This is a genomic window from Saccharothrix sp. HUAS TT1 (genome assembly GCF_040744945.1).
Taxonomy (GTDB): Bacteria; Actinomycetota; Actinomycetes; order Mycobacteriales; family Pseudonocardiaceae; genus Actinosynnema.
On record NZ_CP160453.1, the window covers coordinates 8,246,273 to 8,264,832 of the forward strand.

Consider the following 18,560-nt stretch of genomic DNA (forward strand, 5'->3'; position numbering starts at 1 on the left):
GCGCATCGACAACCCGGTCGCGCTAGCGCACACCGCCGGGCGAACGCATCCTCCTGGGGCCGCTGTCGGGCTTGGACGGTGGCGGGCCGAGCACCACCCTGGCGCTGCTGACGTACGCGCCGGCGGCGCTGGCCAGCACCGGTTCCAGCGACAGCTCCCGCACCTCGGGCAGGTCCTCGGCCAACGCCGCCAGCCGCAGCACCAGCTCCTGCAGCGCGGGCAGGTCGGCGGGCTCGTCACCCCGGTAGCCCGCCAGCAGCGGCGCGGCCTTGGGCGCGCGCACCAGCGCCGCCGCGTCCGCGTCGGTCAACGGCACCGCGCGGTACGCCCGGTCCCCCAGCAGGTCGCTGACCAGCCCGGACAGCCCGAACGACACCAGCGTGCCGAACGACGGGTCGTCCTGCAGGCCCAGCACGCACGAGATGCCCTTGGGCGCCATGCGCTGCACGTACACGTCCGGCCGGTCCGCCATCCCGGCGAGCATCGCGTACGCCGTGCGCACGGCCTCCTCGGCGGACAGGTCGAGCCGCACGCCGACCAGGTCGGTGCGGTGGCGCAACCGGTCGTCGGTCGACTTCACCGCCACCGGGTAGCCCAGCTCCTCCGCCGCGCGCACCGCTTCGTCCGCCGACGTCACCACCCGGAACGGCACGACCTCCACGCCGTAGCACGCGAGCAGCCGCACGGCGGTGTCGTCGTCCAACCGCCGTTCGCCGTCCAGCTCCTGGGCGTCCACGATGGCGTGCGCGGCGACCGGGTCGATGCCCTCGGGCCGCACGAACGCGCCTTGCGGCGCAGACCGCCAACGCGCGTAACGCGTCACCCGCGCCAACGCGAGCACAGCGCGCTCCGGACTGGGGTACGACGGCACGGAACCCCGTCCCGGCGCGCCACCGGGACCGGGCACGGCCAGCTCGGCCGGCACGCCCTCCACCGCCAGGAACGTCGACGCGATCGGCTTGTCCCGCCCGCCCTGCTCCACGACCTCGCGCAACGCGCGGGCGAACGACGCGCCCGGCACCGCCAGCGGCGGCACGAACACCACCACCAGGGCGTCCGCGCCCGGGTTCTCCAACGCCGCCTTCACCGCCGCCGCGAACGCCTCCGGCCCGGCCTGCGCGCCCACGTCCACCGGCTCGCCGGCCAGCTCCAGGCCCTGGGCCAGCGCGGTGTCGGCGGCCAGCAGCCCGATCGCGGTCGAGTTGCCCACCACGGCCACCCGCGGCCCGGTGGGCAGCGGCTGGTGCGCCAGCAGCAGCGCGGTGTCGAACAGCTGCGCCAGCGACTCCACCCGGATCACGCCCGCCTGCTCGAACAACGCCTGCACGCTCGACTCGTCCACCGGCACCGACGTCGCCGCGAGCGCGGGCGTCACCGCGTGCCGACCGGACTTCACCGCGACGATCGGCTTGCTGCGGCCGAGCCTGCGGGCCAGCCGGGCGAACTTGCGCGGGTTGCCGAACGACTCCAGGTACAGCAGCACCACGTCGGTGGCCGGGTCGGTCTCCCAGTACTGGAGCAGGTCGTTGCCCGAGACGTCGGACCGGTTGCCCGCCGAGACGAAGGTGGACAGGCCCAGGCCGCGTTCGGCGGCGGTGGCCAGGATCGCCGTGCCCAGCGCGCCGGACTGGCAGAAGAAACCGGTGCGGCCGCGGGCCGGGAGCATCGGCGCGAGGGTGGCGTTGAGGCGCACGCCCGCGTCGGTGTTCAGCACGCCCAGCGCGTTCGGGCCGACCACCCGCATGCCGTGCGCGCGGGCCTCGGCGGCCAGCCTGCGCTCCGCGCTCAACCCGCCCGGCCCGGTCTCGCCGAACCCGGAGGTGACCACGACCAGCGCTTTCACCCCCTTGGCCAGGCAGGCGTCCATCACCTCGTCCACGCCGGCGGCGGGCACCGCGATCACGGCCAGGTCCACGTCGTCGGGGATGGCGAGCACCGACGGGTACGCGCGCACGCCGCGCACGGACCGGTGCTCGGCGTTCACCGGGTACACCGGCCCGGCGAAGTCGGCCGCGAGCAGGTTCGTCAGCACCGCGTGGCCGATCTTGGTCCGGTCGGTGGACGCGCCCACCACCGCGATCGACCTCGGGTGCAGCAGGTTGTGCACGCTGCGCGCCTCGGCCGCCTGCTCGCGGGCGCGGGCCACCTCCACCGACTCCTCGGTCGGGTCGATGTCGAACTCCAGGTGCACCACGCCCTCCTCGAACGCGCGGCTCACGCCGTAGCCCGCGTCCCGGAAGATCCGCACCATCTGGCCGTTCTCGGCGAGCACCTCGGCGGTGAACCGGCTCAGCCCGCGTTCCCGGGCGGCGGCGGCCAGGTGCTCCAGCAGGATCGAGCCCAGACCGCGCCCCTGGTGCGCGTCCTCGACCACGAACGCGACCTCGGCCGAACTGCCCTCGCCGAGCCGGTCGTAGCGGCCCACGGCCACGATGTCGTCGCCGAGCAGCGCGGTGAACGCGACCCGGTCGGCGTGGTCGACGGTGCTGAAGCGTTCGAGGTCCCGCTTGGGCATCCGCGGGTAGGGGCCGAAGTAGCGGTAGTAGCGGGTGCGCTCGGACAGCCTGCCGTGGAACGCGAGCAGCTTCTCCGCGTCGTCGGGCGTGATGGGGCGCAGGTGGACCGTGCCGCCGTCGCTGAGCACGACGTCGGCCTCCCAGTGCCGCGGGTAGTCGAACGGGTCCACGTCAGTCCCTCGGGTCGTCGGGGTCCAGGCCGTGCAGCGGGAAGGCGGCGCGGCGCGCGTCCCGGATCGCCAGGTCCACCGGGGTCTCGGTCTGGCCGCCCCACGGTTCGAACGACGTGTCGGCGTCGTCGGTCATGGACGTCGGCAGCGGCCGGTTCGGCGCGAGGGCGGCGGCGTGCGCGACCCAGTCCGCGGGCAGCGTCGCGTTCGGCGGGACGTCCCGGTCCAGGACGGTGGCCAGCAGGTGCGTCCAGCTGCGGGGCACCACGCGCAGCAGCTCGTACCCGCCGCCGCCCAGCGCCAGCCAGCGGCCGTTCGCGGTCTCCTCGGCCAGCTCGCGCAGCCTGCGGTAGATGGCGCGGTGACCGTCCACGGTGAGCGCGAGGTCGGCCAGCGGGTCCTCGCGGTGGGTGTCCACGCCGCACTGCGTGACCAGCAGCTGCGGCCGGAACGCCCGCAGCAGGGACGGCACGGTGGCCTCGAACGCGCGCAGCCAGCCCCGGTCGCCGGTGCCGGCGGGCAGGGCCACGTTCACGCTCGTGCCCTCGGCGCCCGCGCCGCCCAGCTCGGCGGGCCGCCCGGTGCCCGGCCACAGCGTCAGCGGGCTCTGGTGCAGCGACACCGTGAGCACGCGCGGGTCGTCGTAGAACGCGGCCTGCACGCCGTCGCCGTGGTGCACGTCGGTGTCGAGGTAGGCGATCCGGTCGAAGCCGTTGTCCAGCAGCCAGGAGATCGCCACCGCGCAGTCGTTGTAGACGCAGAACCCGGCCGCGTGGTCGCGCATGGCGTGGTGCAGGCCGCCGGCGATGTTCACCGCCCGGTTCGCCGCGCCGGAGGCGATGCGCCGCGCGGCGGCCAGCGAACCGCCGACGACCAGCGCGGACGCCTCGTGCATCCGGGCGAACACCGGGTTGTCCGCGGTGCCGAGGCCGTGCCCGACGTCCCAGCCCGCCATCGGCGCGGCCCGCACGGCGTTGAGGTAGGACGGCTCGTGGACGCGCTCGATCTCGGCGTCCGGCGCCGGGTCCGGGGACAGGAGGTCGACGCCCTCCAGCACGCCGAGCGCGGTCGCCAGCCGGACCGCCAGGTCCAGCCGGACGGGGTTGAGCGGGTGGTCCCCGCCCAGGTCGTAGCCGAGGAAGGACTCGTCCCAGACGACAGCGGCTGCCTCACCCATGTCGGCAACCTAACCCACGCGGCGGGCCGCGGTGGGATCACAGGTTGGTCGCCCCCGGCGCCCGGGCGTCCGAGGTGGACCTAGAGTCTGCCGGGACGACGCGGGACAGGAATGGGGCCATCGAGGATGGAACCCCGCACGTCGGAACGGGGTCATAGAGCACATGCACCTGCGACGAGTTCCCGCCCTGACCGCCGTGCTGGCCTTGGCGCTCACGCTCGGCCTCACCGGCTGCGCCACCACGGTCGTCGGCAGCCCGGTCGCCGCGGCGGGCGGGTCGGCCGGCGGGGAGTCCACCTCCGGCAAGCCCTCGTCCACCAAGACGTCCTCGCCGAAGACCTCCAGCAAGGCGTCCGCGCCCGAGACGTCCGCCGCGGACCAGCCCGCGGGCAACGTCAAGATCACGACGAAGAAGAAGACCGAGGGCTACGAGGACTGCGACGTCCTCACGCCCGAGGAGGTGGCCGCCGCCGTCGGCGCGGCGAAGGGCGGCGAGAAGGGCTGCGTGCAGAGCACCGAGGACCCGCTCGCGGTCGTGCTGTTCATGGTCACGTTCGCCGAGTACGAGGGTGAGGCGCGGACCATCGAGGTCGGCGGGAACACCGCGTACGAGGTGAAGGAGAAGGGCGGCGACTGCACCGTCCTGGTCATGCTGACCGACGACCCGGACGAGATCACGCCCGCGTTCCAGGCCACCGTGACGCCGATCGACGAGTTCGAGCCGTGCGCGGTCGCGCTGAAGCTGGCGACCAAGGCGTTCGAGAAGATCCCGAACGCCTGAAGCCCTGAGGTGGGGACGGCCGGTCGGCTCCGACCGGCCGTTCCGCGTCCTCAGCCGGGTTGCGGGCCGGTGGCGGCGGGGCGGTCCGGGTCGGACGACCACTGCGACCACGATCCCGGGTAGAGCGGCGCGGGGGCGTCGGGCCCGGTGATCCCGGCCACCTCCAGGGCCAGCACCACCGAGGACGCCGTGACGCCCGACCCGCAGTAGGCCGCGACCGGCCGGTCCCCGGTGACGCCGATCGCCTCGAACCGGTCCGCGAGCGCCGCGGCGGGCAGCCAGCGGCCGTCGGCGGTGTGACCGGACGTCGGCGCGTTGAGGGCGCCCGGGATGTGCCCGGCCCGCGGGTCGACCGGTTCCGCCTCGCCCCGGTAGCGCTCCGGGGCGCGGGCGTCGAGCAGCACGCCGGACGCGGTGAACGCGGCGGCCCCGTCGGCGTCCAGCACGGGCATTCCGCCGGGCCGCACGACGACGTCGCCGGGAATGGGCGACGGCACGTCGGCGTTGACCGGAAGGCCCTCGGCGGTCCACGCGGCGAACCCGCCGTCCAGGACCGCGACCTCGGCGTGGCCGGCCCAGCGCAGCAGCCACCAGGCACGGGCCGCGACGGAGCCGTCACCGCCGTCGTACGCCACGACCGGGTGATGTTCGCGCACGCCGGCGGCCCGCAGCACGGCCTGGAGCGCCGCGGGGTCGGGCAGCGGGTGCCGACCACCCGCACCGGGCGCCGAAGACAGTTCGGTGTCCAAGTCGGCGTAGACCGCGCCGGGAACGTGCCCGACCTCGTAGTCTTGGCGTCCCGGCGGTCCGCCCAGTCGCCAGCGGACGTCGAGCACGACCGGCGGTTCGGCGCCGCTCAGCGCGGAGGCCAGGGCTTCGGTGCTGATCAGTGGGTGCACGGCACCATCCTGCACCGGCGACCGGCCGACTAGCATTGACGCCATACGTAAGGGGAGCGGGCGTGAACGACCTCATCGACACCACCGAGATGTACCTCCGCACGATCTACGAGCTCGAAGAAGAGGGCGTGGTGCCGCTGCGCGCCCGCATCGCCGAGCGGCTGGGCCAGAGCGGCCCCACGGTCAGCCAGACGGTCGGCCGGATGGAGCGCGACGGCCTGGTCGTCGTCGCCGACGACCGCCACCTGGAGCTGACCGAGCAGGGCCGCAACCTGGCCATCGCGGTCATGCGCAAGCACCGGCTCGCCGAACGCCTCCTGGTCGACATCATCGGCCTGGAGTGGGAGCACGTGCACAGCGAGGCGTGCCGCTGGGAGCACGTGATGAGCGAGGCCGTCGAGCGCAAGCTGGTCAAGCTGCTGGGCAACCCCACCACCTCGCCCTACGGCAACCCCATCCCCGGCCTGGACAAGTTGGGCGACGGCGAGCCCGCCCCGCCCGCCGAGGCGGACCTCGTGCGCGTGGACGAGGTGGCCCGGCGCGGCGGCGGTCGCGTCGAGGTGCGCCGGATCGCCGAGCACGTGCAGCTCGACCCGGACCTGATGGCCGAGCTGAAGGCCGCCGGCGTGGTGCCGGGCGGCACGGTCGACATCGACTCGCTGGCCGGCGCCAAGGTCATCCAGGTGCGGGGCAACGGCACGATCGCCGAGCTCGACCCGTCGGTGGCCCACGCCGTGCTGGTGCAGGCGCGGTGAACCCCGCGCGGCGTGCGGTCGCCGCGTTCACCAGGCTGCTCGGAACCTCGCCCGCGGGCGTCTGGTCCGCGCCCGGTCGGGTGAACCTGATCGGGGAGCACACGGACTACAACGACGGCTTCGTGCTGCCGTTCGCGCTGCCCCACCGGACCGCCGTCGCCGCCTCGCCGCGGGACGACGGCCTGCTGCGCGTGGCGACCGTCGGCGACGACGGCGCCGTGCAGCAGGCGCCGCCGGTGGCGGTGGCCGACCTGGAGCCGGGCGCGGTCCGCGGTTGGGCCGCCTACCCGGCCGGTGTGGCGTGGGTGCTGCGCGACCAAGGCGTGACCGGCGGGGCGGACCTGGTGATCGCCGGTGACGTGCCCGCCGGCGCGGGGCTGTCCTCGTCGCACGCGTTGGAGTGCGCGGTGGCGCTCGCGCTGCTCGGCCTGGCCGACCGGCCTGCGGACGACCTGCCGCAGGTAGCGAGGTGGGTGCAGCGGGCGGAGAACGACTTCGTCGGCGCGCCGACCGGGCTGCTCGACCAGACGGCGTCGCTGTGCTGCACCGAGGCGCACGTGCTGTTCCTGGACGTGCGCTCGTTCAAGTCCGAGCAGGTGCCGTTCGACGCCGCCGAGCACGGGCTGGAAGTGCTGGTGATCGACACGCGGGCCAGCCACTCGCACACCGACGGCGGCTACGGCGCCCGTCGAGCGGGCTGTGAGCGGGCCGCGTCGATCCTGGGCGTGCCCGCGCTGCGGGACGTGGCCGTGGACGAGCTGGACGACGCGCTGGCCCGGTTGCCCGAGGAGCTGCGCCCGCTGGCGCGGCACGTGGTGACGGAGGACGAGCGGGTGCTGGCGGCGGTCGAGCTGCTGCGCGCCGGCCGGTTGGCCGAGCTGGGCCCGCTGCTCGACGCGTCGCACGCCTCGCTGCGCGACGACTACGAGGTGTCCGCGCCGGAGCTGGACGTCGCGGTGGACGCGGCGAAGGCGGCGGGCGCGCTGGGCGCGCGGATGGTCGGTGGCGGCTTCGGCGGTTCGGCCATCGCGCTGGTGCCGGTCGAGCGGCACGACGAGGTGGTGCGGCGGGTGCTGGCCGCGTTCGCCGAGCGCGGCTGGACGACGCCGAGGACTTTCACGGCGGTGCCCTCGGCGGGTGCGGGCCGTGACGAACTGACGGTCTAGCCGGAAGCGGGGATGCAGGTGAGGTTGCTCGTCACGGGCGGCGCCGGGTACGTGGGCAGCGTGTGCGCGGCCAGGTTGGTGGAGTCCGGGCACGAGGTCGTGGTGCTGGACGACCTGTCGACCGGGCACGCGGACGCGGTGCCCGATGGCGCGCGGCTGGTCGAGGCGGGCATCGACGAGGCGATCGGCGATGTGCTCGCGGGGGGTGTCGACGGCGCCGGGTTCGACGGCGTGCTGCACTTCGCGGCGAAGTCGCTGGTCGGCGAGTCGATGCAGGACCCGGCGAAGTACTGGCACGGCAACGTGGTGACGTCGTTGCGGCTGCTGGACGCGATGCGCGAGCACGGCACGCCCCGGTTGGTGTTCTCGTCCACGGCGGCGACCTACGGCGAGCCCGAGCAGGTCCCGATCGCGGAGACCGCGCCGACCCGGCCGACCAACACCTACGGCGCGACGAAGCTGGCGATCGACCACGCGATCACGTCGTACGCGGCGGCGCACGGGCTGGCGGCGGTGTCGCTGCGGTACTTCAACGTGGCGGGCGCGTACGGGCGGTTCGGCGAGCGGCACGGGGTGGAGACGCACCTGATCCCGATCGTGCTCCAGGTCGCCTCGGGGCGGCGGGAGCGGGTGCAGGTCTTCGGCGACGACTGGCCGACCGACGACGGCACGTGCGTGCGCGACTACATCCACGTCGCGGACCTGGCCGACGCGCACCTGCTGGCGCTGCAGCACGCGGTGGCGGGCGAGCACCGGATCTACAACCTGGGCAACGGGTTGGGCTTCTCGGTGCGGCAGGTGGTGGAGGCGTGCCGCGAGGTGACCGGGCACCCGGTCCCGACCGACGTCGCGCCGCGCCGGGCGGGTGACCCGGCGGTGCTGGTGGCGTCCAGCGACAAGGCCCGCGCCGAGCTGGGCTGGAAGCCCGAGCGCGTCGACCTGGCCGGCATCGTGCGCGACGCGTGGGACTTCACCCGGTCACAGCAGGGGGCGTGATGGAAGGCAAGATCACCGCGGCGGACTTCGAGGACCTGACCGCGTTCACCGAGATGCCCAGGGTGTCGTCGCTGGTGCTGTCGCCGGACGGCACGCGGCTGGTCACGGCGGTGGCGACGCTCGCGCCGGACGGCAAGACGTGGCAGGGCTCGCTGTGGGAGGTCGACCCGGCCGGCGAGCGCCCGGCACGTCGGTTGACCCGGGGCGCGAAGGCCGAGTCCGCGCCCGCGTTCACGCCGGACGGCGCGCTGCTGTTCGTGTCGGCGCGACCCGACCCGCTGGCGAAGCCGGATGCCAAGGGCGGCAAGGACAAGCCGGCGCTGTGGCTGCTGCCCGCCGTCGGCGAGGCGCGCGAGCTGTTCCGGCCCGCCGGTGGCGTGTCGGAGTTCGCGGTGGCGCGGGACGCGGGCACGGTGCTGCTGGCGGCGGGCGCGCACCCGGGCGCCGAGTTCGGCGAGCGGGACGAGGAGCGGCGCAAGGCCCGCGAGGACGCCGGGGTGACCGCGATCCTGCACGAGTCGTACCCGGTGCGGTACTGGGACGCCGACCTCGGGCCCACCTTCCCCCGGCTGCTGACGACCACGTCGCCGGTCGGTGAGGACAGCTCGCGGGTCGACGTCGCCGACTTGGTCGACCTGACGCCGAACGCCGCCTCGCGGCTCGGGGACTCGCCCGCGATCAGCCCCGACGGGCGGTGGGTGGCGCACGCCGAGACCGTCGCGGTGAGCGCGTCGTACGGCAACCGGACCCGGCTGCGGCTGAAGTCGGCCGACGGCGCGGTGGACCGCGTGCTGGCCGAGCGGGACGGGCACTCGTTCAGCCGGCCCGTGTTCCTGCCGGACTCGTCGGGCGTGGTCGCGCTGCGGACGTTCGACTCGACGCCGGACAGCCCGTGGACCACGACGTTGGTGCGCGTCGACCTGGAGACGGGCGCGCAGCTGGAGCTGGCGGCGGACTTCGCCGAGGAGCCCGACCACCCGGTGGTGAGCCCGAGCGGTGACGCGGTGTACTTCACCAGCAGCCACCGGGGGCACCAGCCGATCTGGAAGCTCGACCTGGCGTCCGGCTCGGTGGTGAAGCTGACCGCGTCCGGCGCGTACACCGACGTGCGGGTCAGCCCCGACGGCGCTTCGGTGTACGCGCTGCGCAGCGCGTGGGACCACCCGCCGCAGCCGGTGCGGCTGTCGGCGTCCGGCGTGGACCAGCAGGCCGTGCCGCTGCCCGCGCCCGGCGCCGTCGAGTCGGTGCCGGGGACGTTGACCGAGGTCGACGCGGTGGTCGAGGACGGCCGGACCGTGCGGGCCTGGCTGGTGCTGCCGACCGGCGCGTCGGCCGACCGGCCCGCACCGCTGCTGCTGTGGGTGCACGGCGGTCCGGTGATGAGCTGGAGCGGGTGGAGCTGGCGGTGGAACCCCTGGCTGCTGGCCGCGCGGGGGTACGCCGTGCTGCTGCCGGACCCGGCGCTGTCCACCGGGTACGGGCACGACTTCGTGCGGGCGGGCTGGGGTTCGTGGGGCGCGAAGCCGTACACGGACCTGATGGCGATCACCGACGTCGCCGTGCGGCGGGACGATGTGGACGACTCGCGGACGGCCGCCATGGGCGGGTCGTTCGGCGGGTACATGGCGAACTGGATCGCCACGCGGACCGACCGGTTCAAGGCGATCGTGACGCACGCGTCGTTGTGGCACCTGGACGCGTTCACCGGGACCACGGACGACTCGTACTACTGGATCCGCGAGATGGGCGACCCGCTGCGGCAGCAGGAGCGGGTACGGGAGAACTCGCCGCACCTGCGGGTGGCGGAGATCAAGACGCCCATGCTGGTGATCCACGGGGACAAGGACTACCGGGTGCCGATCGGCGAGGGGCAGCGGCTGTACTTCGACCTCGTGCGGCACGGGGTGCGGGCGAAGTTCCTGTACTTCCCGAGCGAGAACCACTGGATCCTGACGCCCGGGAACGCCCGGGTCTGGTACGAGACGGTGTTCGCGTTCCTGGCCGAGCACGTCCTCGGCGAACCCTGGCAGCGGCCCGAGCTGGTCTAGCCACCGGACCGGGGCCGGCCCGACCCGTGGGTCGGCCCGGTCCCGGTTCGCGAAACGGGTCAGGGCGCCGGCGCGCACCCGGGTCTGCTGCGGCTTCACCCCTGGTCGGCGAGAACCCGAGGGGAAGGCGCGCAGCGGCAGGGCGAATGCCCGCAGGCCCTGTCCGGCACGGCCCTCGCCCACCCCGCCGGCCTTGTCCGGCACGGCCCTCGGCCATCCCGCCGGCCCCGAGTCGCCCGAGACGCGGCTGAGCACTTCCCGGGCGCTCTCGAAGCCGAGCGTGGGGCGCGGTCGAAGCCCAGGTCGTGCAGGTGTTCCGCTCCCCCGTCGCCCCGGTTTAAGCGCCTCCTTCCGGCGGGTTGGCCCAGTCGGTGACGGCGGCGCGCTCGGCCAGTTCGCGGATGTCGTCCGGGGTCAGGCCGGTGTCCAGGGCCGACCTCAGCAGCTCGGCCAAGCGGTGACCCGGGTACGCCTCCTCGGCCCGGTCCAGGGCCAGCGCGGCCAGGCTTCCCAGCCCCTTGATGTAGGCGCAGAAGGCCAGCAGGGTGGCCGGTTCGGCGCGTTCCGGGGCCGGGCACGCCCTGGTCAGCTCGGTCCACAGGACCTCGGCGCCGCGAGCGTGCTCACCGACGCAGTAGGCGAGGCTGGAATCGCGCACCAGCGGGTTGGACAGGGCGTGCGCCAGGTCCGCCACCTCCTCGTCGGTCAACGGGCGCTTGCGGGTCGCCGCGCGGACCACCTCGGCGTGGACCAGCTCCCGGTGCCGGGGCGGGACCGTGTCGTCCGGCTGGACGTCGTCCACCGCCAGCCGGTTGAGCAGGGCGGCGCGGCGGGACAGCGCCGACGGCGGGTCCGGCGCCAGCAGCTCGCCCATCGCCGCACGGCTGGCGTGGGTGATGTGGCCCTCCACCGCCGACGCCGCCGCGAACGGCGTGCTCGCCGGGTCCGGCACGGCGCCGGACGTGCCGACGTCGTGGTAGTCGAACCACGTCTCGCCCTTCGCCGTCGCACGGCTCCACACGGCGGTCAGCAACGACACCCCGGCGGCGTGCAGCAGGTCGTCCACGCGGTCCACCAGCGCGGAGTGCGGCAGGTGCTCGGGCGGGTCGCCGGAGCCGCCGCCGATCACCACGACCGCCGCCTCGTCGGCGCCGCACGCGGTCAGCGGCGCGGTGATCCGCTCGACCGCCCGGCCCACCGCGCCGGGTGGCGGCAGGTCGACGCGCAGGGTCACGGCCACGGCGTGGTCGCGCACCAGGACCACCACGATCGAGTCGGACGGGTGGAAGCCGAGCAGGTGGGGCACGGCCGCGATCAGCTCACCGGGCTCGCGCAGTCGGGTCGGGGGCAGCAGCTTCGTCATGGGTCAGACGATGGCGGACGGCGCGGGGGGAGGCCGGCGGCCGGGGCGGATCTGTGGACAACTCGGGAACCGGCCGCTCCCCCGGGTCGAGGAGCGGCCGGCGACCTGGGGAAACTCAGCAGTCGGGGGCGACCCGACCGTCCGAACCTGTGTACACGTACGCGTCGGACACGTAACCCGACCCGATCTTGTCCCACAGGTTGGTGGTGCCGTACTTGCCGGTGATGGTCTGACCGGTCGCCTGGCAGCTGATCGTGACCGTCGCGCCGTTGGCCACCGAGCCGACGGCCGCGTACTGCGTGCCGGGACCCGAGCGGATGGTCACCGAGGCGCCGCTGTCGGTGCCGATCGTGCCGGTCACGCCGCTGGTGCCGCACGAGTTGCGGCTGGTGTAGCTGCGCGAGCCCCAGTAGTAGATCTGCGTGCCGTTGAACTTGATCTTCTGGTCGACCCCGTTGAGCCGCTGCTCGTAGTGCAGGTGCGGCCCGGACGACCCGCCGGTGGTGCCCACGTTGCCGATCGTCTGGCCGATCCGCACGGACTGGCCGACGCTCACCCGCTGCGCGGACAGGTGCGCGTACCGGGTGCGCCACCCGGCGCCGTGGTCGATCTCGACCCACCGCCCGTAGCTGGTGCTGCCCTCGTTCGCGACCCGCGTGACCGTGCCCGCCGCCGACGCGACGACCGGGTCGCCGTCGTCGTTGGCCCGGTTGAAGTCGACCGAGTTCGCCGGGCTGTGGTTGGTCCGGGTCTGGCCCTCCCACACCTGGTTGCACGGGAACGGCACCTGGAAGTTCGGCGCCGCCGCGGCCTCGCCCTGCGTGAGGACGAGGCCGATCAGCGGCGCCACCAAGGCCGTGACGAACACGCGTCGGCTCATCTGCCACCTCCTTGACGACTGGGGGTGGTCATCCGACCACGCCCGGCCACCCTAGTGGAAGACTTACCAGTTGTTCAGTTAGTTAATTTATTCCTAACCAACCGAACGGCGCAGCGGCCCGTCACCCACCCGGGTCAGCAGTTGCGGCTGGTGTAGCTGCGCGAGCCCCAGTAGAGGATCTGCGAGCCGTTGAACACGATCCGCTGCGCCACGCCGTCCAACCGCTGCTCGAAGTGCAGGTGCGGCCCGGACGACCCGCCGGTCGTGCCGACGTCGCCGATGCGCTGCCCCTTCGCCACGGACTGGCCGACGCTCACCCGCTGCACGGACAGGTGCGCGTACCGGGTCCGCCAGCCACCGCCGTGGCCGATCTCGACCCACCGCCCGTAACTGGTGGCGCCCTCGTTCTCCACCCTGGTCACGGTGCCCGCGGCGGACGCGACGACCGGGTCCCCGAGGTCGTTGGCCCGGTTGAGGTCCACCGCGTTGGCGGGGCTGTGCCCCGTCCGCGTCTCCCCCTCCCAGACCTGACCGCACGGGAACGGCAGCTGGAACCCCGGCGCCGCGACGGCCTCGCCCTGCGTGAGGGCGAGGCCGACCAACGGCACGACCAGGGTCGCGACCACCAAGCGTCGAACTCGGCTCATCTGCCACCTCCTTGACGGCTGTGGCGCAGATCCGACCACAACCACCCCGTGCAGTGGAAGAATTCCCAAGTGGACGCTTCGTGTATTACTCCCTAACCGACCGAACGGCGCAACGCCGCCACGCCCCCGACCACGGGCAGTTCCACCACCGTCGACGTCAGGTCGATCGACAGGCCCGCACCCGGCGCGGGTCGCAGGGTGTAGTCGTAGTCGGACGAGATCAGCACGAACTCGACGCTGTGGCCGGCCGGGACCACGTAGTCGTTCGGCTCCAGCTCCACCTCGACCCGGTACCGCTTGCCCGGCTCGACCGGCTTGGTCCGCGACGGCGACACCCGGTTCTGCGGGTCGGTCCACCCGCGGGTGATCACGTGCGACGAGCCGTCCGGCGCCCGGTCCACCAGCAACGCCGTCACGTTGGCCGCCGGCCGGTCGAACGAGATCGCCAGGTCGACGCGGGCGGTGCCGGAGAACCGCAGCGGCGACGCCGCCGGCCGCGTCGCGTACGACAGCCGGTTGCCCGAGGCGGGCAGGTCGACCAGGTCGTCGGCGAGCTTGGACGAGTCGTCGCGCAGCGACTCCACCACGGCGTTGCCGGGCACGGACTCGAACCGCAGCGCACCCTTGGTCGAGCCACCCGCCCACGGGTGCAGCCGGGCCTTGGCCGTGCCGGGGGCGGGCCAGTCGGCCTCGTCCACCCACGTGGTCCGGTCCTCGCGCTGGATCGTCGCCTTCGGCTCGCGCTCGACGCCGTTGTCGACGCCGTACAGGTAGTGGCTGAACCACCGGTTGATCGTGCGCCGCCACTCGACCGAGCGCAGCGTGTCCGGGTCGGTGTGGCCGGACTGGTGCAGCCAGATCTTGTGCTCCACCCCGTGCTGCCGCAGCGCCTCGTACCACTGCGCGACGTGCTTGAGCTTCACGTTCCAGTCGCTCAAGCCGTGCACGGCCAGCACCGCGGCCCGCACCTTCCCGGCGTCCTTGACGTAGTTGCGCTCGTCCCAGAACGGGCTGTAGTCACCGGTGACCCGGTCCTGGCGGGCCGCCACGTCGGCGATGACCGGCTTGCAGATCTCCTGGTCCTCGCGGGTGTAGACGTACTCCGCCAGCACGTCCAGGTCCTCGCCCTGGAACGTGCCGGGCGCGACCACCGCGCCGTCGGCCCGGTAGTAGTCGTACCAGCTGGAGATGGCCGCGATGGGCACGATGGCCTCCAGGCCCTCGACCCCGGTGGCGGCGACCGCGTTGGGCAGGGTGCCGTTGTAGGACACGCCCATCATGGCGGTCTTGCCGGTCGTCCACGTCGCCTTCACGTCGGCGCCCGCCGCGTCGCGGGCGGTCGCGCGGCCGTTCAGCCAGTCGACCACGGACTTCGAGCCGATGGTTTCGTTCCGGCCGCCGGACGTGGGGCAGCCGGTCGACTTGCCGGTGCCCAGGGACTCGGCGTAGACCATGGCGAAGCCGCGGGCGATGAAGTACGCCTCGTAGCGGCCGGACGTGATGGGGCCCGCGTTGGGCCCGACGGCGGCGGCGATCCGCTCGTCCGCCTCGGCCTTGAGCACCGACCCGTCGCGCTTGTCGTACCCGCCGCGGCGGTTGGGCACGTGCAGCTCCACGTCGACGTCGTGGTTGGCCACGTCGTTGCCGCCGGAGAAGTACGGGCTGTTGAAGAACACGACCGGCACCTTCAGGCCGCGGTCGGTGGCCTTCTGCCGCACCACCTCGGTGTAGACCTCGTCGTCGCGCCCGTCGCGGTCGCTGTCGACCGGGGCGCGCACCCACACGCTCTCGCGCACCACGTCCTTCGGGTCGAAGACGGGTTGCGCCTCGCCACCGACGAACACCGGGCCCTCCGCCGCGGCGCCGGCCACCGCGGGCGTCAACCCCAGCGGCAGCGTCACCAGAGCGGCGAGCACCGCGGCTCTCCGTGCAGCCTTCACGACCGAACCCCCATCAGGTGTAGGACAGGTTTCGGGCTGACCATCCCCCGCGCCACAACCCCTGTCAAGGGCGTCCAAAGTCCACAGTGGACAGCTGGCGAAGAACCGACGAACGGCCCCTTGACCAGCGGCGGAGACCTGTGCAGACTCGCCTGCGCCATGCGTGACTTCATCGCCGCGCTGCCCAAAGTGGAGTTGCACGTCCACCTCGTCGGGTCAGCCTCCCCCGCCACCGTCCTCACCCTCGCCCGCAGGCACGCCGGGCACGGCGTCCCGACCGACGAGGCCGACCTGCTCCGGTTCTACGAGTTCACCGGCTTCGACCACTTCATCGACGTCTACGGGGCGGTGAACGACCTGGTCACCACGGGCGACGACATCGCGGCGCTGGTGCTGGGGCTGGCCGAGGAGCAGGCCCGGCGCAACGTCCGGTACGCCGAGGTGACGGTGAGCGCGACCAGCCACCTGCGCGCGGGCATCGCGCCCGAGGAGCTGGACGAGGCGCTGACGTCCAGCCGCGAGCGGGCCAGGCTGGAGCACGGCGTCGAGCTGGCCTGGGTGTTCGACATCCCCGGCCGGTGGGACCGGGACTTCGGCCTGACCAGCGCGCGGTACGCGGTCGAGCACCGGCCGGCGGGCACCGTCGGGTTCGGGCTCGGCGGGTTCGAGGCGGACGCGCCGCGCCGCGCGTTCCGGGAGGCGTTCGCCGTGGCGCGGGACGCGGGCCTGCACTGCGTGCCGCACGCGGGCGAGACCACCGGCCCGGACCAGGTCCGGGAGGCGCTGGACGAGCTGCGCGCCGAGCGGATCGGCCACGGCGTCAACGCGGTGCGCGACCCCGAGCTGCTGCGCCGGCTCGCCGCCGAGCAGGTCACCCTAGAGGTCTGCCCGACGTCGAACCTGCGCACCGGGGCCGTCAGGGCCATCGCGGACCACCCGCTGCCGCGGCTGCTCGACGCGGGCGTCCCGGTCACGCTGGCCACCGACGACCCGGGCATGTTCCACACCGACCTGGACCGCGAGTACCTGCTGTGCCACGAGGCGTTCGGCCTGGACGAGTCCGCGCTGGCCGAGCTGGCCCGCACGGGCGTGCGGGCCAGCTTCGCGCCGGACGAGCTCAAGCGGTCACTGCTGGCCGGGATCGACGCGCTCGGCCGCTGACGCCGCTCGCCACCGCCACCCCGAGCCCGGCCAGCGCGAGCGCCGCGCCGACCCAGTTGGGCGCGGTGTAGCCGAACCCGGCGTCGATCGCCGCGCCACCGAGCCACGCGCCCGCCGCGTTGCCGAGGTTGAACGCGGCGATGTTCGCCGCCGACGCCAGGGCGGGCGCGCCCGCCGCCTGCTCCAGGACCCTGGCCTGCAGCGGAGCCACGATCGCGAACCCGAACACGCCGAACACCGCGATCGTCACCGCCGCCGGCGCCTGCCACCGGGCGGTGAACGCGAACACCACCAGCACCACGACGAGCACGCCCAGGAACAGGCGCAGGCTGGGCATCAGGCTGCGGTCCGCCGCCCGCCCGCCGACCGCGTTGCCCACGCACAGCCCGACGCCGAACAGCACCAGCAGCCACGTGACCGCGCCCGGCGGGAACCCGGCCACCTCGGTCATCATCGGCGCGACGTAGGTGAACGACGCGAACACCGCGCCGAACCCGAGCGCCGTCGTCGCCAGGGCCGACCACACCCCCGGTCGGCGGAACACCGCCAGCTCGCCGCGCAGCCCGGTGGGCGCGGGCTGCGGCGGCACCAGCGCGACGATCCCCACCAGCCCGGCCACGCCGAGCGCGGTCACCGCCCAGAACGTCGAGCGCCACCCGAACGACTGGCCCAGCGCGGTGCCCAGCGGCACGCCGAGCACGTTCGCCGCGGTCAACCCGGTGAACATCACCGCGATCGCCCGCGCCCGCCGGTCCGGCGCGACCAACCCGGCCGCCACCACCGACCCGACGCCGAAGAACGCGCCGTGGCACAGCGCGGCGACGACCCGGCCGACCATCAGCACCGCGTAGTCGTCGGCCACCGCGCACACCAGGTTGCCCAGGACGAACAACGCCATCAGGCCGACCAGCAACCGCTTGCGCGGCAACCGCGAACCGCCCGCCGTGATCAGCGGCGCGCCGACCACGACGCTCAGCGCGTACCCGGACACCAGCAGCCCGGCCGACGGGATGGACACCCCGAGGTCGCCCGCCACCCGCGGCAGCAGGCCGACGATCACGAACTCCGTGGTGCCGATGCCGAACGCGCCGACGGCCAGCGCGAGCAACGCCGGGGGCATCACCGGGCGCCGAACCAGGTCCGCAGCTCGCCCAGCAGCACGCGGTACTCGTCCAGCTCGCCGTCCATCAGCACGAACGGGTGAATCGTGCCCGCGAACTCGCGCAGCCGCACCGGCACGCCGGCCGCCGCCAACCCCGCCGCGTACCGCACGCCGTCGTCTCGGACCGGGTCGTGCTCGGCGATGGCGACGAACGCGGGCGGCAGCCCGTCCACCGACGCCCGCAGCGGTGCGGCGAACTCGGAGACCGGCGCGGAACCGAGGTAGTGCGACCAGAACCACCGCATGCCCGCCTCGGACAGCCCGTAGCCAGTAGCGTGGTCCACATAGGACCGGGTGCCGAAGTCGACGTCCAGCGCGGGCACCACCAGCACCTGGAACGCGAGGTCGAGCGCGCCGCGGGCCCGCAGCGCCACCGCGGCGGCGAGGTTGCCGCCCGCGCTGTCGCCCATGACACCGATCCGCGCGGGGTCGAGGCCGAGCGGCGCCGCGTGCTCGAACAACCACTCCGTGGCCGCGTACGAGTCGTCCAGCGGCACGGGGAACGGGTGCTCCGGGGCTTTCTGGTAGTTCACCGCGAACACCGCGTGGCCGGTCGCGTTGGCCAGCGCGCGCAACGCCACGTCGTAGATGTCGAGGTTGCACGTCACCCACCCGCTGCCGTGCAGGAACACGATCGCGGGAAGCGGCCCGCCGCGGTCCGGGTAGTAGATCCGGGCGGGCAGGTCGGCCGTCGGTCCGGGCACGTACAGGTGCGCCACCCGGGCGACCGGCTCGGGCGGGCCCTGGAACGCCCGGAACCCCCACTGCGCCTGACGTGCCTCGTGGACCGTCAACCCCTCCGGCCCAGGCGCGCCGGCGAGCTTGTCGAGCACCGCGCGGGCCTGTTCGTTCAATGCCATGGACCGATCATCCGACCACTGAGTGCCATAAGTCCAAGA

General features: G+C 73.8%; 15 protein-coding genes. 6 read left to right on the top strand and 9 right to left on the bottom strand.

What is annotated here, in order from left to right; all coding sequences use genetic code 11:
- Window positions 1-22 precede the first annotated feature (22 nt).
- Window positions 23-2,686, bottom strand: coding sequence for a GNAT family N-acetyltransferase (locus tag AB0F89_RS36105; protein ID WP_367130781.1), 2,664 nt, complete (start codon window positions 2,684-2,686; stop codon window positions 23-25).
- A 1-nt stretch (window position 2,687) separates the two neighbouring features.
- The gene (locus tag AB0F89_RS36110) at window positions 2,688-3,863 is read right to left on the bottom strand and encodes an acetoin utilization protein AcuC (RefSeq protein ID WP_367130783.1); all 1,176 of its coding nucleotides are present in this window, start codon (window positions 3,861-3,863) and stop codon (window positions 2,688-2,690) included.
- 163 nt (window positions 3,864-4,026) lie between these two features.
- Here AB0F89_RS36110 and AB0F89_RS36115 point away from each other — a divergent pair, with 163 nt between their 5' ends.
- The gene (locus AB0F89_RS36115) at window positions 4,027-4,644 is read left to right on the top strand and encodes a hypothetical protein (RefSeq protein ID WP_367130785.1); all 618 of its coding nucleotides are present in this window, start codon (window positions 4,027-4,029) and stop codon (window positions 4,642-4,644) included.
- Window positions 4,645-4,694: 50 nt separating this feature from the next.
- Here AB0F89_RS36115 and AB0F89_RS36120 read toward each other — a convergent pair whose 3' ends face one another.
- Entirely contained in the window at window positions 4,695-5,543 is an 849-nt protein-coding gene (locus AB0F89_RS36120) for a sulfurtransferase (protein WP_367130787.1), read from the bottom strand.
- Between the two features lie 62 nt (window positions 5,544-5,605).
- On the opposite strand from AB0F89_RS36120, the gene AB0F89_RS36125 reads away from it, so the two are divergent.
- The 4 genes from AB0F89_RS36125 to AB0F89_RS36140 are packed head-to-tail and all read left to right on the top strand — an operon-like array spanning window position 5,606 to window position 10,508.
- Window positions 5,606-6,298 carry an iron dependent repressor, metal binding and dimerization domain protein gene (locus AB0F89_RS36125; protein WP_367130789.1) on the top strand — a complete coding sequence of 231 codons (693 nt, stop codon included), beginning with the start codon at window positions 5,606-5,608 and terminating at the stop codon, window positions 6,296-6,298.
- A complete protein-coding gene (galK, locus tag AB0F89_RS36130) occupies window positions 6,295-7,464 on the top strand; it encodes a galactokinase (protein WP_367130791.1) in 1,170 nt (389 codons plus the stop codon). The genes AB0F89_RS36125 and galK overlap by 4 nt, the downstream gene beginning before the upstream one ends.
- 12 nt (window positions 7,465-7,476) lie before the next feature.
- Window positions 7,477-8,460: a UDP-glucose 4-epimerase GalE gene (gene galE / locus AB0F89_RS36135; RefSeq protein WP_367130793.1), complete on the top strand. Its 984-nt coding sequence runs from the start codon at window positions 7,477-7,479 to the stop codon at window positions 8,458-8,460.
- Window positions 8,460-10,508, top strand: a complete 2,049-nt coding sequence (locus tag AB0F89_RS36140; RefSeq protein WP_367130795.1) for an alpha/beta fold hydrolase — start codon at window positions 8,460-8,462, stop codon at window positions 10,506-10,508. The genes galE and AB0F89_RS36140 overlap by 1 nt, the downstream gene beginning before the upstream one ends.
- 337 nt (window positions 10,509-10,845) lie before the next feature.
- Here AB0F89_RS36140 and AB0F89_RS36145 read toward each other — a convergent pair whose 3' ends face one another.
- From AB0F89_RS36145 to AB0F89_RS36160, 4 genes are all read right to left on the bottom strand, one after another.
- Window positions 10,846-11,871 (bottom strand): DUF4192 domain-containing protein, encoded by a 1,026-nt coding sequence (locus AB0F89_RS36145; protein ID WP_367130797.1) that lies wholly within the window; start codon window positions 11,869-11,871, stop codon window positions 10,846-10,848.
- A gap of 115 nt (window positions 11,872-11,986) precedes the next feature.
- Window positions 11,987-12,751 (bottom strand): peptidoglycan DD-metalloendopeptidase family protein, encoded by a 765-nt coding sequence (locus tag AB0F89_RS36150; protein ID WP_367130799.1) that lies wholly within the window; start codon window positions 12,749-12,751, stop codon window positions 11,987-11,989.
- 134 nt (window positions 12,752-12,885) lie between these two features.
- Complete coding sequence (locus tag AB0F89_RS36155; protein WP_367130801.1) at window positions 12,886-13,398, bottom strand: M23 family metallopeptidase; 513 nt, start codon at window positions 13,396-13,398, stop codon at window positions 12,886-12,888.
- 92 nt (window positions 13,399-13,490) lie between these two features.
- Window positions 13,491-15,338, bottom strand: coding sequence for a Xaa-Pro dipeptidyl-peptidase (locus tag AB0F89_RS36160; protein WP_367130803.1), 1,848 nt, complete (start codon window positions 15,336-15,338; stop codon window positions 13,491-13,493).
- Between the two features lie 159 nt (window positions 15,339-15,497).
- Here AB0F89_RS36160 and add point away from each other — a divergent pair, with 159 nt between their 5' ends.
- Window positions 15,498-16,499, top strand: coding sequence for an adenosine deaminase (add, locus tag AB0F89_RS36165; RefSeq protein WP_367130805.1), 1,002 nt, complete (start codon window positions 15,498-15,500; stop codon window positions 16,497-16,499).
- On the opposite strand, the gene AB0F89_RS36170 is transcribed toward add, so the two are convergent.
- Together AB0F89_RS36170 and AB0F89_RS36175 are read right to left on the bottom strand one after the other, a co-directional pair.
- A complete protein-coding gene (locus AB0F89_RS36170; protein ID WP_367130807.1) occupies window positions 16,456-17,619 on the bottom strand; it encodes an MFS transporter in 1,164 nt (387 codons plus the stop codon). The genes add and AB0F89_RS36170 overlap by 44 nt on opposite strands.
- On the bottom strand, window positions 17,619-18,521 hold the full coding sequence (locus AB0F89_RS36175) for an alpha/beta hydrolase (protein ID WP_367130809.1): 903 nt from the start codon (window positions 18,519-18,521) through the stop codon (window positions 17,619-17,621). The genes AB0F89_RS36170 and AB0F89_RS36175 overlap by 1 nt, the downstream gene beginning before the upstream one ends.
- Window positions 18,522-18,560: the final 39 nt, after the last annotated feature.

What these genes read in the sequence shown, in the direction of transcription:
- AB0F89_RS36145 (WP_367130797.1), bottom strand. Translation starts at nt 11,871, where the DNA reads ATGACGAAGCTGCTGCCCCCGACCCGACTGCGCGAGCCCGGTGAGCTG.
- galE (WP_367130793.1), top strand. Translation starts at nt 7,477, where the DNA reads ATGCAGGTGAGGTTGCTCGTCACGGGCGGCGCCGGGTACGTGGGCAGC.
- AB0F89_RS36115 (WP_367130785.1), top strand. Translation starts at nt 4,027, where the DNA reads ATGCACCTGCGACGAGTTCCCGCCCTGACCGCCGTGCTGGCCTTGGCG.
- AB0F89_RS36110 (WP_367130783.1), bottom strand. Translation starts at nt 3,863, where the DNA reads ATGGGTGAGGCAGCCGCTGTCGTCTGGGACGAGTCCTTCCTCGGCTAC.
- AB0F89_RS36155 (WP_367130801.1), bottom strand. Translation starts at nt 13,398, where the DNA reads ATGAGCCGAGTTCGACGCTTGGTGGTCGCGACCCTGGTCGTGCCGTTG.
- AB0F89_RS36140 (WP_367130795.1), top strand. Translation starts at nt 8,460, where the DNA reads ATGGAAGGCAAGATCACCGCGGCGGACTTCGAGGACCTGACCGCGTTC.
- AB0F89_RS36170 (WP_367130807.1), bottom strand. Translation starts at nt 17,619, where the DNA reads ATGCCCCCGGCGTTGCTCGCGCTGGCCGTCGGCGCGTTCGGCATCGGC.
- add (WP_367130805.1), top strand. Translation starts at nt 15,498, where the DNA reads ATGCGTGACTTCATCGCCGCGCTGCCCAAAGTGGAGTTGCACGTCCAC.
- AB0F89_RS36150 (WP_367130799.1), bottom strand. Translation starts at nt 12,751, where the DNA reads ATGAGCCGACGCGTGTTCGTCACGGCCTTGGTGGCGCCGCTGATCGGC.
- AB0F89_RS36175 (WP_367130809.1), bottom strand. Translation starts at nt 18,521, where the DNA reads ATGGCATTGAACGAACAGGCCCGCGCGGTGCTCGACAAGCTCGCCGGC.